The organism is Bradyrhizobium sp. Mp27 (genome assembly GCF_029953005.1).
Taxonomy (GTDB): domain Bacteria; phylum Pseudomonadota; class Alphaproteobacteria; order Rhizobiales; family Xanthobacteraceae; genus Bradyrhizobium; species Bradyrhizobium barranii.
Genome location: NZ_JASAUS010000026.1, coordinates 23,953 through 40,576, shown reverse-complemented (window position 1 = coordinate 40,576; position 16,624 = coordinate 23,953). Strand labels below are relative to the sequence as shown.

The following is a 16,624-nucleotide window of genomic DNA, read 5'->3' as shown; positions in this document are numbered from 1 at the left end:
GAATGCTTTTGAAGCCATCTTATCCGGCCGAGGTCGTGCGGCGCAACCGGCAGTTGTTTGTGGGGATCGAGCCATCCGGCTGCGACTTCCGGGCTTGTCTTTACTTTGCGGTGCTATATACTTTGCGATACAAAGTGACGGGACGGGCGGTCCCGGAGAATTGGGCGGAGCGGGGGTTTTGGCGGTGCCAATGCGCGATCTCGACAAGGCACTGGCCGACATCGTGGCGATCCGCAACCAGATTGCGGCGGGCACGGCGTTCCGCGGCTATGGCCCGGTGACGATCGCTGCGACGGGCGCCGTCGCGCTTCTCACTGCGATCCTCCAATTCTGGCTGCTCGGCGATCCCACAAGCGAGCCGGTCGGCTTCTTCTTCGGCTGGTTCATGGCCGCGGTGCTCTCCGTTCTGATGATCGGCATCGAGATGCGCGCGCGCTCGCGCCGTCATCATTCCGGCCTGGCCGACGCCATGATCCATCAGGCGGTCGAGCAGTTCCTGCCCGCGGGCGTCGCCGGCGTGCTGCTCGCGGTGGTGATGTGGAAGTTCGCGAGCGAGACGCTGTGGCTGCTGCCCGGCCTGTGGCAGATCCTGGTGTCGCTCGGCATTTTCGCTTCCGTCCGCTCGCTGCCGCGAACCGTCGCGCTCGCGGGCGCCTGGTATTTCATTTCCGGCTTCGCGGTCGTGGTGCTCGCGAGCCGGACTCACACGCTGTCGCCATGGACCATGGGGCTGCCCTTCGTGATCGGGCAGTCGGTGATGGCGGGCATTCTGTATTTCGCGTCCGGAGACCATGATGTCGAAGACTGACAGCGCACCCTTTTCCTATGAAGGGCTCGACCGCGTCATCCACGAGAAGGCGAGGCTCGGGCTTCTGACCTCGCTGATGGCGCATCCGAAGGGTCTGGCGTTCGCCGACCTCAAGCAGCTCTGCGGCCTCACCGACGGCAATCTCAGCCGGCATCTCGCCGTGCTCCAGGAGGCCGGCCTCGTCGAGGTGACCAAAGGCTATGAGGGCAACCGCCCGCACACCACCTGCCGCCTGACCAAGGCCGGCCGCCGCCGCTTCCTCGACTATCTCGCCGTGCTCGAGCGGCTGGTGCGCGACGCCGCCAAGGCCGCCGGCCGCGACGCGCCGCCGCTCGGCCGTCTCGGTATCGTCTCGACCTGATCCCCCTTTTTTGACCGGAGACTTTGCAATGCAAAGCGACATGACCTCTCGCAGCGAGAAGCTTCACGTCGGCATCATCATGGATGGCAACGGGCGGTGGGCGACGCGCCGCGGCCTGTCGCGCGTGCGCGGCCACGAGGCCGGCGTCGAGGCGATCCGCCGCATCGTCGAGGCCGCGCCCAAGCAGGGCATCGGGACGCTGACGCTCTACGCCTTCTCCACCGACAATTGGCGCAGGCCGAAAACCGAGGTCGCCGCGCTGATGACGTTGCTGCGCTTCTATCTCGCCAGCGAGGTGCAGAGTCTCGCCAGGAACGGGGTGCGCCTCAGCGTGATCGGTCGCCGCGACCGTCTGCCCGACGGCATCGCCAATGCGATCGCGCGCGCGGAAGACGCCACCGCGCACGGCAGCGCGCTTCACCTGCGCATCGCGGTCGACTATTCCGCGCGCGACGCCATCCTCAACGCCGCAGCGAAGGCAGCCGCACTGACGAGCCTCACCCGCGAAGCCTTCTCGCAGCTGGTCACCGGCGAAGCGGGCCTGCGCGACGTCGATCTCATCATCCGCACCTCCGGTGAGAAGCGGCTGTCGGATTTCCTGCTCTGGGAAGGCGCCTATGCCGAGCTGCACTTCACCGAGCGGATGTGGCCCGAATTCGACGCGGGCGATCTCTCCGCGGCTCTGGCGTCCTTCCACGGCCGTGAGCGCCGCTTCGGCGGCCTCCAGGCGATCATGCCCGACGAGGTGCCGTCACTCTCCCGAGTGTGATGCACGGCACGGGACAACGAGCTGTTCGTTTTCAGCCGCATGATTGGCAGTGGTGTCCAAGCCGCGGAAGCGCGGTCTCGGTTAGGTGTGCGGTCCACGCAACCTGCCGGGAGCATCACGCATGTCACAGCTGTTTCCGGGAGCCGTCGTCGAGCCGGTCGAACTGGCCGAAGCGAAGGGCATGGTCTGCATCAGGACCGCCGGCGTATCCGATGTCGAGAACCTGTCGGTCTATTTCACCGGCCTGTCCACGACGTCGCGCCACAAGCGCTTCATGGGCGCGCGTACCGACTTCGCCCTGGTCGCGGCCGAATGCGTGGCGAGGACGGGCCGTCCCGGTCATTTCACGCTGCTCGCCGAAGTCAGGCAGGAAGGGCAGCACACCATCATCAGCGAAGCGAGCTACGCCTATGATGCGACTGCACCGCATGGCGAGTTTGCTATCTCGGTCGCCGATGCGTTCCAGCGCCTGGGCCTCGGCTTGCAGATGATGACGGCGATGGAGACGCGGGCGACCGATCTTGGCCACGAGATGATCGCCGCCGAGACTGCGCGGACAAATGCCGAGATGCGTGGTCTGGCAAAGAAGGCAGGCTTCAGGGATACCGGCCTCGGAGACTGGCAGTCGGTTCACCTCGCAAAGCGCCTGTCGCGGTAGCCGTCCGCGCGTTGCCGCCTGGCACGGATCGTGCTCTAGTATCGCCTGGATTTCCCCAGCGATGGGAGCTTCGGCGATGCGCGCAGTTCTGGATCATTGCACCGGCGGAACGGAGCGGCAGGTCAACGCCGGCACGTCGGTCGTCACCGAGGGCGGCACCAGCAGCGGCCACCTCTACGTGCTCGTCGAGGGCAAACTGGACGTGCTCAAGAGCGACACGGTGGTCGCGACCATCACCGAGCCCGGCGCCGTGTTCGGCGAGATGTCCGTGCTGCTCGGGCTGCCGCACACCGCGACGGTGCGGGCCAGCTCGGATTCGGTCATCTATGAGTTCGAGGACGCGGCGTCATTCCTCATACAGAAGCCGGAGGTGGCGCTGCTGCTCGCGCGCACGCTGGCGCAGCGTCTCAACGCCGCCAACACCTATCTCGCCGATCTCAAGCGGCAATATGCCGGCCACGGCACGCATCTCGCCATGGTCGGCGAGGTGCTCCAGAGCATGATCAACCTGCCGCCGCACGAGGTCTCGCCAGGCTCGGATCGGCAATCCGATCCAAGGATGTGAGCCAGTCCGGCGGCTCCTCGACGGTGTTTGCGGGCCGCTTCAGCGGCGCGCCGAGGTCGATCCACTGCGCCTCGCCCGCTGCCAGCCAGAATGCCTTGTCCGCAGCGAGATCCAGCACGATATGCGTTGGCGGCCGTCCCGGTTGCAGGCCGGCGTTGAAGACCCATGTCTGCCCGAGCCGGTCGAACCACGAGCCGTCGGCGATGAAGGGCGACTGGTGCACATGGCCCGAGATCACCATCGACGGCTGATACTGCATGATCCACTGTACCAGATCGACATCGCCGAAGAAGCGCTTGCCGCCCCAGCTGGTCGGTGAATTCGCCGGCGGCGCATGATGCGCCCAGATCCAGCGCTGCGGACGGTTGGCGGCGGCGTCGCGCAGCTGCTCGACGATGCGCTGCTTGACCAGCGGGCCATCCCACCACGGGCACACCGTGAGCAGCGTCTCGCCGATGGCGAGGCTGTCGCCGTCGCAAGTGATCCCGAGCTCCCGCACCTCCGAGATCCAGCGCGAGATCTTTTCGCCCTCCGCATTGCGCTCGTCGAGGTCGTGATTGCCGGAGCAGAGGATCACGCGGGTCTGCGCCGCGAGCAGCGCGAGGTATTTCTTCACCACCACGATCTGCGCGCGAAAATCCACCATCGAGCCGATGTCGAGCGCATCGCCGGCGAATACCACGAGATCGAACTGCGCCGCCGCGCTGGCCAGCCAGTCGAGCTGCGGCAGCGAGTAGTGCAAATCGGCCACGACCAGGCAGCGCATTGAAAATCCATGGGCGGGTTTGAAAAGGTCTGGGAAGTCCAAAACGGAATTTACAAAGCAAGAAGCAGACCAGAATGGCTGCTCTCTTCGTCAGGCCAATGGCCGGCCGCATGCTGCGGCGCATTGGCGTGCGCAGGTGGCCTGGCACCGCAGGGCTGGACCGTGTCATCGAGTTCTGATGTCGTGGCGCATCCTCAAACGCCCGTATCCGCATGACCTCCTTCAAGACCATTCGTGCCCGCGCCGAGAAACGCAAGGGCGGCCCCAAGGCGCTCGACAAGCTGATGCCCGAGAAGCCCGACCTGAAGGGGTTGGCCAAGCTCGGCGACGATCGCATCCTCGCCGAGATGACCAGGCGGGTGTTTTGCGCGGGCTTTGCCTGGAGCGTGATCGATTCGAAATGGGACGGCTTTGAAGCGGCGTTCCTGCATTTCCAGCCGGCCAAGCTGACCTTCCAGCCCGAGGACTATTGGGAGGGCCTCTTGCGCGACGCGCGCATCGTGCGCAACGGCGCCAAGATCATGTCGGTGCGCGACAACGCCAGCTTCGTCCAGGAGATCGCAAAAGAGCACGGCAGCTTCGGCAAGTTTCTGGCGAAATGGCCGCCATCCAACGAGGTCGGCCTGCTCGATCTCCTGACCAAGCGCGGCAGCCGGCTCGGCGGCAACACCGGGCAGATGCTGCTGCGCTTCGTCGGCTGGGATGGTTTTGTCACCTCCAGGGATGTCGTCGCCTGCCTGCGCGATGCCGGCCTCGACGTCGCCGAAGAGGTCAAATCAAAGGGCGATCTCGCAAAAGTGCAGGCACAGTTCAACGCCTGGGCCGAGGAGACGGGTCTGCCATACACATATCTGTCACGCATCTGCGCGCTATCGGTTGGCGAGAACCGAGGCGAGCATTAGGTCACGAGAAACCAGGAGAAACAAAATGGCAAAAGCCTATTGGGTTGCGACCTACCGCGCGATCAAGAGCCCCGACGCCATGGCGGCCTACGCCAAGCTGTCGCGTCCGGCCATCGAGGCCGCCGGTGGACGCGTGCTCGCGCGCGGGATGCCGGTTGCGGCCTACGAGCACGGCCTGATGGAACGCGTCGTTCTCATCGAGTTCGACAGCGTCGAGCGCGCCAGGGCGGCGTATGAAAGTCCCGCCTACAAGGCCGCTCACGACCTGCTCGGCGACGGTGCCGACCGCGACATCCGGATCGTCGAAGCCGCCGAATAGCGGCATCGACAGGCGGATCGTGTGCATCGTGTGGCGATCCCGTGCCGTGAGCGCGGCGGATGAAACTCGCGATCACGAAATGCATTTTTCCGGAACATTCGTGCGCAACACCCGTTCGGGAATTTGAGCCAGGCGACACAGGCGCAGGGAACGCCCGTTTTGGCTCAACTCACTGAAACCCGGCACGACAGAAACGGAGCAGCTCATGAAGCTCACATCCGAACAGGTGAAGCAGACCGTCAACCAACTCGGCGCCCAGGTGCTGCCCGACGAACATCCCGCCATGCCGCAGCTCAACAGCATGTTCGGCGAGCACACCTTCTTCGTCGACGAAACGGGCCTGAAGGTGCTCGAGCCGACCCCGTCGGTCGGCGCCGAGCGCCAGACCGGCGAAGTCGTCAGCCTCGCCGACTGGAGCGATGCCGACCTCACGCGCCTGATGGCCCACGAGCCGGAGCCGACGGGCGTGATCGTCGTGTTCGAGCATGTGAGGCATTGATTGGCCCGAGCGGATCGGCCTTTATCGGCGGCGGGTCTAAAAATCCCGCCACCTTCCATGACTGGTTTGGAGCCGCGCCGCGGACAAGGATCTCGCGTTCGCGGCGGGGCTTTCCAGTCTGGTTCAAATACCGAAAGTCAGCTGCGGCTCCGCATCGTCGCCGTCCTGGAGGGCAGACAGCGATACCCCCACGAGCCTGACGCGCTTGGGCAGCGGCATCTCGGTCTCGAGCAGGCCGCAGGCCAGCCGCTCCAGGTCGTCCCGGCCTGCAACCGGCGCTGTGACGGACCTGCTGCGCGTGATGATCTCGAAGTCGGCGAACTTGATCTTCAGGGTGACGGTGCGGCCGCGGTTGCCGGTCGTCTCGCAATGGCGCCAGACCTTGTCGACGAGCGGCTTGAGCTCGGCGGCCAGCGCGCCGTATTCGTCGAGGTCGGTCGAGAACGTCGTCTCCGCGCCGATCGACTTGCGGATCCGGTTGGCCCGGACCGGCCGATCGTCGACGCCGCGTGAGATCCAGTAGTAATAGGCGCCCGACTTGCCGAAATTCGCATTCATGAACTCCAGCGTCTGGTTGCGGATGTCGAGGCCGGTGAACAGGCCGAGCGCATTCATCTTCGCACTGGTCGCCGGACCGATCCCGTGGAACTTGCCGACGGGCAGCGTCTCGACGAAGGCGGGGCCCATTTCCGGCGAGATCACGAACTGACCGTTGGGCTTGCGATGATCGGAGGCGAGCTTTGCAAGAAACTTGTTGTAGGAAATGCCCGCCGAAGCGTTGAGGCCGGTCTCGGCCTTGATCTTCTCACGGATCAGCAAGGCGACGTCCCGCGCCAGCGGGATGCCTTGCAAATTCTCCGTCACATCGAGATAGGCCTCGTCGAGCGACAATGGCTCGATAACAGGCGTGTGCTCGGCAAAGATCTCGCGGATCTGCCTGGAGATCGCCTTGTAGACCTCGAAGCGCGGCCTGACGAAGATCAGGTCGGGACATTGCCGCTTCGCGGTCACCGACGGCATCGCGGAGCGAACGCCGAACTTGCGGGCCTCGTAGCTCGCAGCCGCGACGACGCCGCGTTCCGCGGAGCCGCCGACCGCGACCGGCTTGCCGCGCAGCTCCGGATTGTCGCGCTGCTCCACGGACGCATAGAAGGCATCCATGTCGATATGGATGATCTTGCGGACGGGCGTGGCCTCGCCAGTCACCGTGCCGGATTCGCTCATGGGACGATGATACAATTGCCCGAAGAGAAGCGCGAGGTGATGGATGCTTCAGCTATTAGTCTTCGTCGTCGGTGTGGTCGGCATCGGCTGGCTGATCGGCGCGACCAATCTTCCGGGAGAATGGTATGCGGCCCTTGCCAAGCCGGGTTTCGTGCCGCCGAACTGGGCGTTCCCGGTGGCCTGGACCATCCTTTACGTCATGATCGCGGTTGCGGGCTGGCGGACTTTTCGCCGTGAGCCGTCGGGTCGAGCGATGCAGGTCTGGGCCGCGCAGCTGGCGCTCAATTTCGTCTGGTCCCCGGTGATGTTCACGATGCACCAGATCGGAGCCGCGCTCGTCATACTCATTTGCCTGTTCGTCGCGATCGTGACCTACATCAGTCTCGAGACATCACGGGACAGGCTGGCCGCCGCGTTGTTCGTGCCTTACGCAGCCTGGGTCGCCTTTGCCGGCCTGCTCAATGCGGCCATCTGGCGCTTGAATTGAGGCGATTTGTCCAAGGTTCATCAAAGAGCAATCTCAGGCTTGTGAGTGGTGAGCCTAGGCCCGCGTTCCTATATGGGAGCGCGGAGGACAGCCAATGCAATACAGCTCCGAGCTCATTCAGACCATGCGCCAGGCCCTCGAGACCGTGATGGCGAGCGTGCCGGCCGATCAGTCGGTGTTCGGTCTGAAAGCCGCTGTCGCCGAATGCATTTTGAAGGCTGCCGCGCACGGTCATACGTCGTATGACGCCCTGGTGACGTCCGCCTCCGATCAGATCCAATCGATCATCTCGATGCTGACGTGAGGGAGGCAGGCGGCAGATCCGGAGTTCATGCCGACGGAGGCGCCCATAGGAACTCCGGACGAATGCCCTGCTGGATGAGGTCCGTGCCAAGCGACTGAAGTGTGAACATGGCGCCGATGCTGGGTCTTGCACCGCTTGTCCAGCACGTTTGAAGGCCGATCAAGAGCTGCGACAGGGCCTGATTGAACGCAAGCGACGGACTCGGTGTGACGGTCGATTGCTGAAAATCGAGCCAGGTCGGAAACGGGATGGGTGCTCCCGTAAAGCTCCAATGGCCAGCCGCATCCTGCACCAGCGTTTTCTCGGTGTAGATTTCCTTGAAGACATAATAGTGGGCGAATGTTGCATTGCCGGTTGGGGGTTGGTTAAGAGAGCCTTCCGTACCTTCACCTTCGCCCTTGATCAGCAGGATCGCCGCCTGCGCATCGGGAATGCTCTTGATCGGCGTTGCTTCCCCTGAATTGACCGCGAAAGCGCTGGCATTGATCGTGGGATTGACTGTGGTGAAACCCTCGGCGATCGCATCGTAGAAATCACCGATCGTCGCGGGTCCCGTTCTTGCGGTGAGCGCGACCGGTGGAAATTCCGGATACTCGATCTGCATGAAGACCTGAACTTGATCTGGCGTAAGCGGCTTCAGATCAACGGGCAACTTTTGCAGAATTCCTCCGGGCAGGACGTTGGTTGGGTAGCTCGGAATGAAGGCCGCATTGGCAATGGATGGCACGCCGCCGATCGCGGTCAGCATGTTGCCTGCCAAGGCAAAGTGATACATCTCTTGCACCACAATGTCCTCAATCATACCGCCGACGCCGCCCGGGTCGCTGTTGATCGACCATTGCGCGCAAAGATAAGGCGGGATGGTGGAGAACTCCAATTGCATCGCGGTCTGGAGTGCGTCTTTCAGGTCGGAAAGCGTCGTAATGCGATCCTCGACGAACTGGGCGATGGTTTTCATCTGAAGCACCCCTCCCGACTCGGTTGATTGCGAAGCCCTATTCCTTGCGCCGCCACTGGACCGACGTCGTCAAGCAGGTTCCGTGCTGGCTCATTGCTTGCGGGACGAGCGCTCCTGGGGGTGGTTCAGTCCGACAATAACCGGATATCGGTCTGCGACATCACGCCTACAATCGGACCTGCCCCGATGATCGCGACCAGAAACATCCTGCGATCAGGCTCATTTTCCGCAACCCATAAACAATAGTACAATTTAAGGGTGCAATCAATTGCGCAGCTGGTCAGAGATTTGTGACCACTGTTCCATTCGACATGCTTAGCCGGACGCGCGCGTCGTTGCGAAGGCCAGATTGCGAGCCGCAACATCTGATGGATGGTGCCGTTACAGCGTCAAAAGCCGGCACACAGTCTCGGTCCGGCACGCAGTCTCGGTAAAGAGCAAGGAGACTGGCGCACCCGACACGATTCGAACGTGTGACCTTTGCCTTCGGAGGGCAACGCTCTATCCAGCTGAGCTACGGGTGCTAGTCGAGGTTCATTTAGCCGATTGGCGGGGGGTGGGCAACCTCCGCTTTGCCCGGGCCCGGCCGCCCAGCATCGCCCAATTCCTGGTCTTAATGCTTCGCTCTTCAATCCCGGAGGGCGGCCGGTCCCGAGATCTCGCCGGAATCGTTTACAAACATCAGCGGGCCCGTCTCCGAGGTGGTGAACACGGCCGCCGTGAGCGGGCCGCCAAAGCAGGCGCCGGTATCCAGATTCAACCGGTTGGCTCGCAGGTCAGGTGTCCCGGACCGGACCGGCGTATGGCCATGGACAACGAAAAGCCCGTGGTCATGATCCGACGACAGGAAGGGTTCCCGGATCCAGAGCAAGTCTCGCTCGGACTGCGACGCCAGCGGTACATCCGGCCGTAGTCCTGCGTGGACGAAAATTCGTCCATGCTCCATTTTCATCAGCGGAAGCGCGCGGATCCAGTCGAGATGCTCGCGCGGCAGATCGGCCGGATCGTCGATCCCGTAACTGTCGAGCGTCTGCTCGCCGCCGTTTCCCCACCAATTCATCAGGTCCCGGTCGGTGCGCTCCATGTCGGCCGCGCGAAGCAGCATCTCCTCATGGTTGCCCCGCAGACAGACGAAGGGGCGGTCCTGCTTCCCATGGCCGCCGACGAGAAAATCCATCACCTCGCGGCTTTGGGGCCCCCTGTCGATGTAGTCTCCGACAAGGACGAATCGGGCGCTCCGCAGGCCGCAAATCTGGTCGCACGCGGCGAGAAGCGACGTCAGCTTCTCAAAGCAGCCGTGGATGTCGCCGATCGCGAAGGTGAGCTCTTCGTGCTCGGGAGGATGCAAAGCCAGGTTTCTCCCGCGTGCCAACTCAGATGGTGAGACCCTTTGTCGTGCCTTTGAACCTGATCCGCTCCGGACCCACGCCCACCTTCGCGAGCGATTCAATCACTCTGTCGCTCAGCGTCTTGTCGTCCTTGTCCTTGCGATCGCGTTGAACCGCGGTGAAATCATACACGAGCAGCCCGACATTGGCGCTGCTCACGTTGATCTTTGCCCCCTTCGCAACGGCGCTGATCGCCGCAGCCACATTGCGGTGTCCGTTGCTCCATTCCGCCATCTCGGCCAGATTCTTCGCAACCCATCGATAGCTGTCATCGAACTCCGTCTTGTGAAGGTCGATCACCTTCTGATAGTCCCCGAGCTGACCGACGATGTCGCCGTTCTCCAGCTCGGGGTTGCTGAACGTCTTGGCCTCCCAGAACACTAGATCCACGCCGGTCGCCGTCGTTTCGAAGTTCGCCAGGTCCATGCGGGGGAGGTTCCGCTTGATGCCGGGGACGCCGGATGCGTTGATCGCAATCTCCACGTCGACGACGGAGAGATTGGACGTCGCGATCTCGTGGACGCCTTCCTTCTCCTGTCCGGAATAGGGCGATGCGGCCCTTTTGAGCTTCGCCAGCGTCTCTGCGCCTTCGTAGTCGCGCGTCAGCATCCTTTGCTCGGCCTTGCCGAAGGCGAACTCCCCCTCGACGAGCGAAATCTGATCCTTCAAGTCCGGATTCAGCAGATACTTTTCGTGCGTCGAGGCGGTCACTTTCCCGCCCTTGAATGACACTTTGAAGATGGATTGTCCCTGCCAATAGACGTTCAGGTACTCGTCCCGAATGCCGATGATGAGTGTGGGATCGGCGAGAACGTCTTTCCACCACCCATCCTGCTGGGCGAGTGTCTCGAGTGCCTTGCGAAAGTCGTCGCCCCGGATTCCGCGTCTGAAGCTCATCTCATACCTCCCACCATTCGCCATCGCTGCGTCGCGTGACGTTGTCAAAATATCTGGAGAAACTGTCGCCTTCGAATGTGTGAACGGGCACCAGCCTGTCCGGCTGTATTGCGTTCGCGAGCCGCTTGAGATCCAGGATGCTGGCGTGGCCCGAGGTGTGGATGATCTCGATGGGAACGCCGCGTGTCGCGAGATCCGCCTTCAGCCGGGCGCCGGGACCATCGTTCAAATATCCGTCCCATTGCGACCAGATCGCTCTGGTGCCGGGCCAGAGATTTGCGGTCTCCACGTCGTCGGCCATCGCCGGGCGAAACAGCATCACGGTGCGATCGGCGATCTCGGTGATGCGCTCGCGGTAGATCCGTGCGGATTTGTAGGGATCCAGCAGGTCGAAGCGCTCTTTCCTTGCGATCTGCCGCCGTTGATATTCCGGCACATAGACCGACAAATTGGGCCAGCCGACGTTCGGTAGGCGCTCGTTGCCGGTGGCCCGCAATATCTCCATTGCGTAGAGATCCAGCAGCAGCGTCCGGCCGCTACGCTTGCAGGCGCGATAGATACTGACGATGCGATCGATATTCTGCGCGGACGCCGAGAGGATGACGAAGCCTGGCTGTTTAAAACTCTGGGTCAGCCTCGCCTCGATGTCGTCCTCCGTCGGGAATTGCGTGTGCTCGTCGAGACGGCCGAGGCTCGACCCCTCCATCAGCATCGTGTCGATACCGCGGGGCGGATTGCTGACCAATCGCTCGAACAGACCGCCCTTGCGACCGTGCGCACGGATGTCGCCGCTGTAGAACAGACGCCGGCCGGCAGCCTGGATCAGCAGCGCATAGGCATCATAGGCCGAGTGATCGACAAGATAGGGCGTGATGCTGAACCGGCCGATCTGGAAGGTTCTGCGATCGTTCAGCTCGAATGAAACATTCGGCACGAAGGCGTTGGGCACGAAAGGAGCTGCCGCACACATGATGCGCGCGGTCGCAGCGCCCATGGCGAGGGGGACATTGGGTCTGCACAGGGGGAGCAAACCCCAATGATCGCCGTGTCCGTGCGACAGGACAACCGCACGCAGGGTTGGATCTTCGGCGCGAAGCCCGGCCACAGGCGGGCGAAGATCGTCGGACGCGCCGTCGGCATCCAGCGGAAGGCCAAGGTCGAGCAGGATTCGTTCGCCCGCGGCCTCGAGCTCGATGCAGGTGCCACCAATTTGCTGCGTTCCGCGGTGGACACGTCCGCGAAACGAACCGGCTGCTTCGGTCATCAGCGGTTGGTCTTGGCGGCCGAACCGGGTTCGGCCGTCACTCGCGACCAGGCGATGGCGTTTTTGGCGGAGGGGAGGGCACTGCGAGATGGGCGGGGAAATTTCAAAGCGAATACGGCTCCAGGCAACGACTTATCTATATTCAAACGAGCGCCCGAGAAATTGCGGCTTTTCGAGAAGAAAATGTCCGTGTTGTTCCGGCGCAACATCACCTGCTGGTGAGGCCGAACGCAATAGAACCTTCGGGGGGATGAACGTCAGCCCCGGCTGGACCGGCGATTGGCGGCGACTTCAATCCCGGGCGAGCCGCGATCGGCGCGCGCGAACTCCGCAAGCAGGCGTTCGGAGCAGATGACCCGGTTGCGGCCGAGCCGTTTTGCCGCATAGAGCGCCTCGTCGGCCGCACCCAGCAGCCGGTCGGGGCTGCCGTCGGCCTCAGTGGGAATATGGCTGGCGACGCCGACGCTGAGGGTGACGTGGTCGCCGGCGCCAACAGCTCCATGAGCGATCCGCAAGGCCTTGACGGTGCCGCGGATCTCCTCGGCGATGGCGCAGGCGGCATCGCAATCCATGTCGGGCAGGATCAGCGCGAACTCTTCCCCGCCATAGCGGCTGGCGAGGTCGAGCGGGCGCACGGCATGGCGGCTGACGACATCAGCGACCGCGCGCAGGCATTCATCGCCGCTCTGGTGGCCGTGCCGGTCGTTGAACAGCTTGAAATGATCGACGTCGACGAACAGCAGCGCCATCGGCTTCTGCGTCCGCTGGGCGCGGGCCCATTCGCTCATCAGCATCTGGTCGAAGGCGCGCCGGTTCGACAGGCCGGTCAGCCCGTCCTTGGTGGCGAGCTCCTTCAGCGCCATCTCGGCGCGCTTCTGGTCGGTGAGGTCGCGCAGCGTCTCCACCACGGCGATCAGCTGGCCGGCCTCGTCATGGATGGGGCCGGCGTCGATCGCGAGATAGAGCTGGCTGCCGAGCTTGGGCATCACGCACCAGTTCTCCGCGGAAAAGCCGAGCCCGTTGTGGCCGCGTGCGGCATACTCCGAATAGAATTCCGGCAGCTGCTCGGGACGGTCGAGCGCGACCAGGTCGGCGAGGCAGGGGCGCCGCGTCTCGTAGAAGGCCTGCCAGTGTTTCGTCGTGCCGATCACCTCCGCAGCGGGGACGCCGGTTAGCCGCTCGCAGGCTCTGTTCCAGATCACGACGCGGCGCTTGGGGTCGATCACGAAGGTCGGCACCACCAGATGCTGCATCAGCCGCACGGCATAGGAATCCGCGACGTCGACGGCTTTCGCTGACGTTTTCCGCGGCTTCGCCATCTCAGGCCACCGCCGCCACCGGCGCGGCATCGTTCGGACCGAACAGCTTTCGCACCTCGGCGGCCGGCTTCGGCTTGCTGAACAGATAACCCTGCATCTCCGTGCAGCCGAGCGCGCGCAGCATCTCGCGCTGCGCCTCGGTCTCGACGCCCTCGGCGACGGTGGTCATGTGGCTCGCCGCGGCGATGTTCACCACCGCCTGCACGATCACGGGCGCGCCGCTGGTCTCCGCGATGTCGGCGACGAAGCAGCGGTCGATCTTGATCTTGTCGAACGGGAAGCGCTTCAGATAGCTCAGCGAGGAATAGCCGGTGCCGAAATCGTCGAGCGCGATGCGCACGCCGATGGCACGGAGCTGGTGCAGGATCGAGAGCGCGGCCTCGTCGTCGCGGATCAGCACGGCCTCGGTGATTTCGAGCTCGAGCCGGGAGGGAGAGAGCCCGGAGGCGGCGAGTGCGCCGGCAATCCGTAGCGCCAGCGTGTCGCATTTGAGCTGCACCGGCGAGACGTTAACCGCAATCCGCACATGTACCGGCCAGGTCGCGGCCTCGTTGCAGGCCATGCGCAGCACCCAGTCGCCGAGCTCGTTGATCAGGCCGGTATCCTCGGCGATCGGAATGAACTCCGCCGGCGACACCCAGCCGCGTTCGGGATGCCGCCAGCGGAGCAGCGCCTCGCAGCCCGACACGTCGTTGGTGCGCAGGTCGACCAGGGGCTGGTAGTGGATCTCGAAGCCGCCGTTCACCAGCGCCTGACGCAGATCCTGCTCCATGGTCAGGCGCGCCTTGGCGCTCGCATCCATCTCCGGCTCGAAGAAGCGATGGGTGCGGCGTCCTTCGGCCTTGGCGCCGTACATCGCAAGATCGGCGTGCTTGATGAGCTGGTCGAGATCGGTCCCGTCCTGCGGCGCCAGCGCGATGCCGATGCTGGCGTCGGTGGAGAGCTGATGGCCGAGGCAGTGATAGGGCTGGCGGATCGCCTCGTAGATCCGCGTCACGAACGACAGCACGTCCGCAGAAGACTGGATTCCGCTCTGGATCACGGCGAATTCGTCGCCGCCGAGCCGCGCGATCAGGTCGCTCTTCTTGAGGCAGCCGCGCAGCCGGGTCGCGATCGCCTTCAGCAGCTCGTCGCCGACGTGATGGCCGAGCGAATCGTTGATGCCCTTGAATTCGTCGACGTCGATATAGAGCAGCGCGAACTGCTCGCCGCCGGCGACCTTGGCCAGCTCGCGTTCGATCTGTTCGCGGAACAGAGTGCGGTTCGGCAGGTCGGTCAGCGCATCGTAATGCGCCATATGCGCGATCTTCTCATGGGCGCGCCGCCGCTCGGTGACATCCTCGACGACGCTGATGAGGTAGCGCGGCTCGCCGGACTTGTCGCGAATGCCGATCCGGGTCGAGGTGATGTAGCGCGGTCCCTTGGTCTGGCTCTGCCAGGCGTGCTCGTCCTTGAACATTCCCCCGGGCGCCTGCAGCGCCTTGCTGTCGTCGTCGGTGACGATCCTGGCGGCGGCCTCCGGATACATGTCGAAAGGAGTCTTGCCGACGATGACGTCACCCGACTGGCCGAACTGCTCCTCGGCGGTCCGGTTGACCAGCAGATATTGCCGCGTCAGGGCATCCTTCACGGTGATCTGCGAGGGGATGTGATCGATGATCTCGCGCAGGAACATGTAGTTGCGGTCGCGTTCCTGCTCCAGATTGCGCCGCTCGGTGATTTCCTCGATCGTGGCGACCCATCCGCCCTGCGCCAGCGGGGTGTTGATGACCTGGAAGGCGCGGCCGTTGGGCAGCTCGTGGATCCTGCTCGAAACCTTGCCTTCGGCGACGACCCGCATCACATCGGCGCAGAACGTTTCGACGTCGCCGCCGAACGCGCCACGCTCCTTGCGATGCTGCATCGCCTCGCGGATGTGGCAGCCGGGCTTGATGATGTCGTGGGACAGGCCGAACATCTCGGAGTAGCGGCGGTTGCAGGTGACGATAAATCCGGCGGCGTCGTACAGGATCAGCCCTTGCGACATGTTGTTCAGGGCGGTGTCGAGCCGCAGCCGTTCGGCTTCGATCCGCTCCTGGGCTTCCCGGTTCTGCCGGCTGATCTGGCGGATGATCAGGAAGAGGATCAACGCGATCACGATCGCCGAAAGCGTCGCCGTGGTGACCATGAAGCCGGTCTGCTGACGCCAGTCGGCCAGCGCGGCGCTCGTGGTGTTGGTCGCGACGATGACCAGCGGGAAATGCGACAGCGAGGCCCCCGAGCCGAGGCGGTCCTCGCCGTCGATCGGACCCTTGACGCGCAGCGTGTGCCGGCCGCCCTCGGCCAGCATCTTGCGCATCAACGGCGCGTCCTTGAAATTCCTGCCGATCAGCTCTTGGGCATGCGGATAGCGGGCCAGCATCTTGCCTTCGCGATCGAACAGCGAGATCGCCGTACCCTCGGCGAGCGCGACAGATGCGAAATAGTTCTGGTAGCTGTCCGGATCGATGCGCCGGACCATTGCGCCGACGAAGGTGCCGTCTGGCAGACTCAGCCGGCGCGCCACGATCGTGGTCCATTTGCCGATGAGGAAGCTGCGGACGGACTCAAGCGCCACCGGCTCGGCCATCGGGTTCGATTTGAAGTTCTGGAAATAGGCGCGCGTGGAGACGTTGATCCTGGGCAGCGGCTGGGACCGCGACCAGTTGATGATCTCGCCATCGGCGTCGTAGATCACGATGTCGCCGAGATAGGATACGGCGCTGATCTTGCCCCGCAGCATCTCATTGGCCGCTGGTCCCGACATCCGCTCGCGGAACATCTGGGCCGAACTGATCCCCGGCAGGTTCATCTGCCCGATCAGGTCGGCGGCGACGACGTCGGAATCCTGGAATTGCTGATCGAAGTGCCGTGCGATCAGCTGTACCGTGTTTTCCAGCTCGCGCTCGCGGTTGGCTAGGGTGCGTTCGCGGAATTCGCCGACGGCCATGGCGGTCACGGCGAAGATCCCGGCGACCAGCAACACGCCGCACAGGGTCAGCCAGAGGACAGGACCACGCCGCGCCAAGGCCGCCCAGCCGTTGGTCGCGGCTGATGACATTCCGGCTGTCACCGTGGAAAAGACCTGGCGCATTTCCCCCCTCCCTGGAAGGACAGG

19 protein-coding genes and 1 tRNA gene are annotated in these 16,624 nt (G+C 63.7%); 11 read left to right on the top strand and 9 right to left on the bottom strand.

The annotated features are described in order from the left end of the window. Positions 1–190 precede the first annotated feature (190 nt). The 5 genes from QJT78_RS16295 (at position 191) to QJT78_RS16275 (ending at position 3,161) form a co-directional block, all read left to right on the top strand. Complete coding sequence (locus QJT78_RS16295) at positions 191–808, top strand: hypothetical protein (protein WP_028151132.1); 618 nt, start codon at positions 191–193, stop codon at positions 806–808. Next, positions 795–1,169 (top strand): transcriptional regulator, encoded by a 375-nt coding sequence (locus QJT78_RS16290; protein WP_014491036.1) that lies wholly within the window; start codon positions 795–797, stop codon positions 1,167–1,169. The genes QJT78_RS16295 and QJT78_RS16290 overlap by 14 nt, the downstream gene beginning before the upstream one ends. A 28-nt stretch (positions 1,170–1,197) precedes the next feature. Next, on the top strand, positions 1,198–1,938 hold the full coding sequence (locus QJT78_RS16285) for a di-trans,poly-cis-decaprenylcistransferase (protein ID WP_028151133.1): 741 nt from the start codon (positions 1,198–1,200) through the stop codon (positions 1,936–1,938). 121 nt (positions 1,939–2,059) lie between these two features. Next, positions 2,060–2,596 (top strand): GNAT family N-acetyltransferase, encoded by a 537-nt coding sequence (locus tag QJT78_RS16280; RefSeq protein WP_028151134.1) that lies wholly within the window; start codon positions 2,060–2,062, stop codon positions 2,594–2,596. A gap of 76 nt (positions 2,597–2,672) precedes the next feature. Beyond that, positions 2,673–3,161 carry a cyclic nucleotide-binding domain-containing protein gene (locus QJT78_RS16275; RefSeq protein WP_038942163.1) on the top strand — a complete coding sequence of 163 codons (489 nt, stop codon included), beginning with the start codon at positions 2,673–2,675 and terminating at the stop codon, positions 3,159–3,161. On the opposite strand, the gene QJT78_RS16270 is transcribed toward QJT78_RS16275, so the two are convergent. Then, positions 3,100–3,927 carry a metallophosphoesterase family protein gene (locus QJT78_RS16270; protein WP_038942164.1) on the bottom strand — a complete coding sequence of 276 codons (828 nt, stop codon included), beginning with the start codon at positions 3,925–3,927 and terminating at the stop codon, positions 3,100–3,102. The two genes, QJT78_RS16275 and QJT78_RS16270, sit on opposite strands and share 62 nt — an antisense overlap. A gap of 212 nt (positions 3,928–4,139) precedes the next feature. Between QJT78_RS16270 and QJT78_RS16265 the strand changes: the two genes are divergently transcribed. The 3 genes from QJT78_RS16265 (at position 4,140) to QJT78_RS16255 (ending at position 5,647) form a co-directional block, all read left to right on the top strand. Beyond that, a complete protein-coding gene (locus QJT78_RS16265; RefSeq protein WP_038942165.1) occupies positions 4,140–4,829 on the top strand; it encodes a DNA-3-methyladenine glycosylase I in 690 nt (229 codons plus the stop codon). 25 nt (positions 4,830–4,854) lie between these two features. Beyond that, the gene (locus QJT78_RS16260; RefSeq protein ID WP_028151136.1) at positions 4,855–5,148 is read left to right on the top strand and encodes a DUF1330 domain-containing protein; all 294 of its coding nucleotides are present in this window, start codon (positions 4,855–4,857) and stop codon (positions 5,146–5,148) included. 205 nt (positions 5,149–5,353) lie between these two features. After that, entirely contained in the window at positions 5,354–5,647 is a 294-nt protein-coding gene (locus QJT78_RS16255) for a hypothetical protein (protein WP_028151137.1), read from the top strand. 123 nt (positions 5,648–5,770) lie between these two features. On the opposite strand, the gene dinB is transcribed toward QJT78_RS16255, so the two are convergent. Then, the gene (gene dinB / locus QJT78_RS16250; RefSeq protein WP_028151138.1) at positions 5,771–6,871 is read right to left on the bottom strand and encodes a DNA polymerase IV; all 1,101 of its coding nucleotides are present in this window, start codon (positions 6,869–6,871) and stop codon (positions 5,771–5,773) included. 43 nt (positions 6,872–6,914) lie between these two features. Here dinB and QJT78_RS16245 point away from each other — a divergent pair, with 43 nt between their 5' ends. Both QJT78_RS16245 and QJT78_RS16240 read left to right on the top strand, forming a co-directional pair. Beyond that, positions 6,915–7,358, top strand: coding sequence for a TspO/MBR family protein (locus tag QJT78_RS16245; protein WP_028151139.1), 444 nt, complete (start codon positions 6,915–6,917; stop codon positions 7,356–7,358). A 94-nt stretch (positions 7,359–7,452) separates the two neighbouring features. Beyond that, the gene (locus QJT78_RS16240) at positions 7,453–7,662 is read left to right on the top strand and encodes a hypothetical protein (protein WP_014491045.1); all 210 of its coding nucleotides are present in this window, start codon (positions 7,453–7,455) and stop codon (positions 7,660–7,662) included. A gap of 25 nt (positions 7,663–7,687) precedes the next feature. Here QJT78_RS16240 and QJT78_RS16235 read toward each other — a convergent pair whose 3' ends face one another. The 5 genes from QJT78_RS16235 to QJT78_RS16215 all read right to left on the bottom strand — a co-directional run bounded on the left by QJT78_RS16235 (position 7,688) and on the right by QJT78_RS16215 (position 12,049). Further along, entirely contained in the window at positions 7,688–8,620 is a 933-nt protein-coding gene (locus tag QJT78_RS16235) for a ferritin-like protein (protein ID WP_049807432.1), read from the bottom strand. Positions 8,621–9,067: 447 nt separating this feature from the next. Then, positions 9,068–9,144 (bottom strand) — tRNA-Arg (locus tag QJT78_RS16230). A 104-nt stretch (positions 9,145–9,248) separates the two neighbouring features. Continuing rightward, the gene (locus QJT78_RS16225; protein ID WP_038952302.1) at positions 9,249–9,968 is read right to left on the bottom strand and encodes a metallophosphoesterase family protein; all 720 of its coding nucleotides are present in this window, start codon (positions 9,966–9,968) and stop codon (positions 9,249–9,251) included. 25 nt (positions 9,969–9,993) lie between these two features. Further along, positions 9,994–10,905, bottom strand: coding sequence for a hypothetical protein (locus tag QJT78_RS16220; protein ID WP_038942124.1), 912 nt, complete (start codon positions 10,903–10,905; stop codon positions 9,994–9,996). A gap of 1 nt (position 10,906) precedes the next feature. Continuing rightward, entirely contained in the window at positions 10,907–12,049 is a 1,143-nt protein-coding gene (locus tag QJT78_RS16215) for an MBL fold metallo-hydrolase (protein WP_240537482.1), read from the bottom strand. On the opposite strand from QJT78_RS16215, the gene QJT78_RS16210 reads away from it, so the two are divergent. Next, positions 11,942–12,391, top strand: a complete 450-nt coding sequence (locus QJT78_RS16210; RefSeq protein WP_240537483.1) for a hypothetical protein — start codon at positions 11,942–11,944, stop codon at positions 12,389–12,391. The genes QJT78_RS16215 and QJT78_RS16210 overlap by 108 nt on opposite strands. Before the next feature lie 35 nt (positions 12,392–12,426). On the opposite strand, the gene QJT78_RS16205 is transcribed toward QJT78_RS16210, so the two are convergent. Beyond that, a complete protein-coding gene (locus QJT78_RS16205) occupies positions 12,427–13,488 on the bottom strand; it encodes a diguanylate cyclase (RefSeq protein WP_049807426.1) in 1,062 nt (353 codons plus the stop codon). 1 nt (position 13,489) lies between these two features. After that, a complete protein-coding gene (locus QJT78_RS16200) occupies positions 13,490–16,600 on the bottom strand; it encodes an EAL domain-containing protein (RefSeq protein ID WP_038942123.1) in 3,111 nt (1,036 codons plus the stop codon). Positions 16,601–16,624: the final 24 nt, after the last annotated feature.

Coding starts and splice junctions, on each gene's coding strand:
- QJT78_RS16270 (WP_038942164.1), bottom strand. CDS start 3,927: ATGCGCTGCCTGGTCGTGGCCGATTTGCACTACTCGCTGCCGCAGCTC.
- QJT78_RS16255 (WP_028151137.1), top strand. CDS start 5,354: ATGAAGCTCACATCCGAACAGGTGAAGCAGACCGTCAACCAACTCGGC.
- QJT78_RS16245 (WP_028151139.1), top strand. CDS start 6,915: ATGCTTCAGCTATTAGTCTTCGTCGTCGGTGTGGTCGGCATCGGCTGG.
- QJT78_RS16200 (WP_038942123.1), bottom strand. CDS start 16,600: ATGCGCCAGGTCTTTTCCACGGTGACAGCCGGAATGTCATCAGCCGCG.
- QJT78_RS16295 (WP_028151132.1), top strand. CDS start 191: ATGCGCGATCTCGACAAGGCACTGGCCGACATCGTGGCGATCCGCAAC.
- QJT78_RS16240 (WP_014491045.1), top strand. CDS start 7,453: ATGCAATACAGCTCCGAGCTCATTCAGACCATGCGCCAGGCCCTCGAG.
- QJT78_RS16210 (WP_240537483.1), top strand. CDS start 11,942: ATGATCGCCGTGTCCGTGCGACAGGACAACCGCACGCAGGGTTGGATC.
- QJT78_RS16285 (WP_028151133.1), top strand. CDS start 1,198: ATGCAAAGCGACATGACCTCTCGCAGCGAGAAGCTTCACGTCGGCATC.
- QJT78_RS16220 (WP_038942124.1), bottom strand. CDS start 10,905: ATGAGCTTCAGACGCGGAATCCGGGGCGACGACTTTCGCAAGGCACTC.
- QJT78_RS16265 (WP_038942165.1), top strand. CDS start 4,140: ATGACCTCCTTCAAGACCATTCGTGCCCGCGCCGAGAAACGCAAGGGC.
- QJT78_RS16290 (WP_014491036.1), top strand. CDS start 795: ATGTCGAAGACTGACAGCGCACCCTTTTCCTATGAAGGGCTCGACCGC.
- QJT78_RS16275 (WP_038942163.1), top strand. CDS start 2,673: ATGCGCGCAGTTCTGGATCATTGCACCGGCGGAACGGAGCGGCAGGTC.
- QJT78_RS16280 (WP_028151134.1), top strand. CDS start 2,060: ATGTCACAGCTGTTTCCGGGAGCCGTCGTCGAGCCGGTCGAACTGGCC.
- QJT78_RS16205 (WP_049807426.1), bottom strand. CDS start 13,488: ATGGCGAAGCCGCGGAAAACGTCAGCGAAAGCCGTCGACGTCGCGGAT.
- QJT78_RS16260 (WP_028151136.1), top strand. CDS start 4,855: ATGGCAAAAGCCTATTGGGTTGCGACCTACCGCGCGATCAAGAGCCCC.
- dinB (WP_028151138.1), bottom strand. CDS start 6,871: ATGAGCGAATCCGGCACGGTGACTGGCGAGGCCACGCCCGTCCGCAAG.
- QJT78_RS16235 (WP_049807432.1), bottom strand. CDS start 8,620: ATGAAAACCATCGCCCAGTTCGTCGAGGATCGCATTACGACGCTTTCC.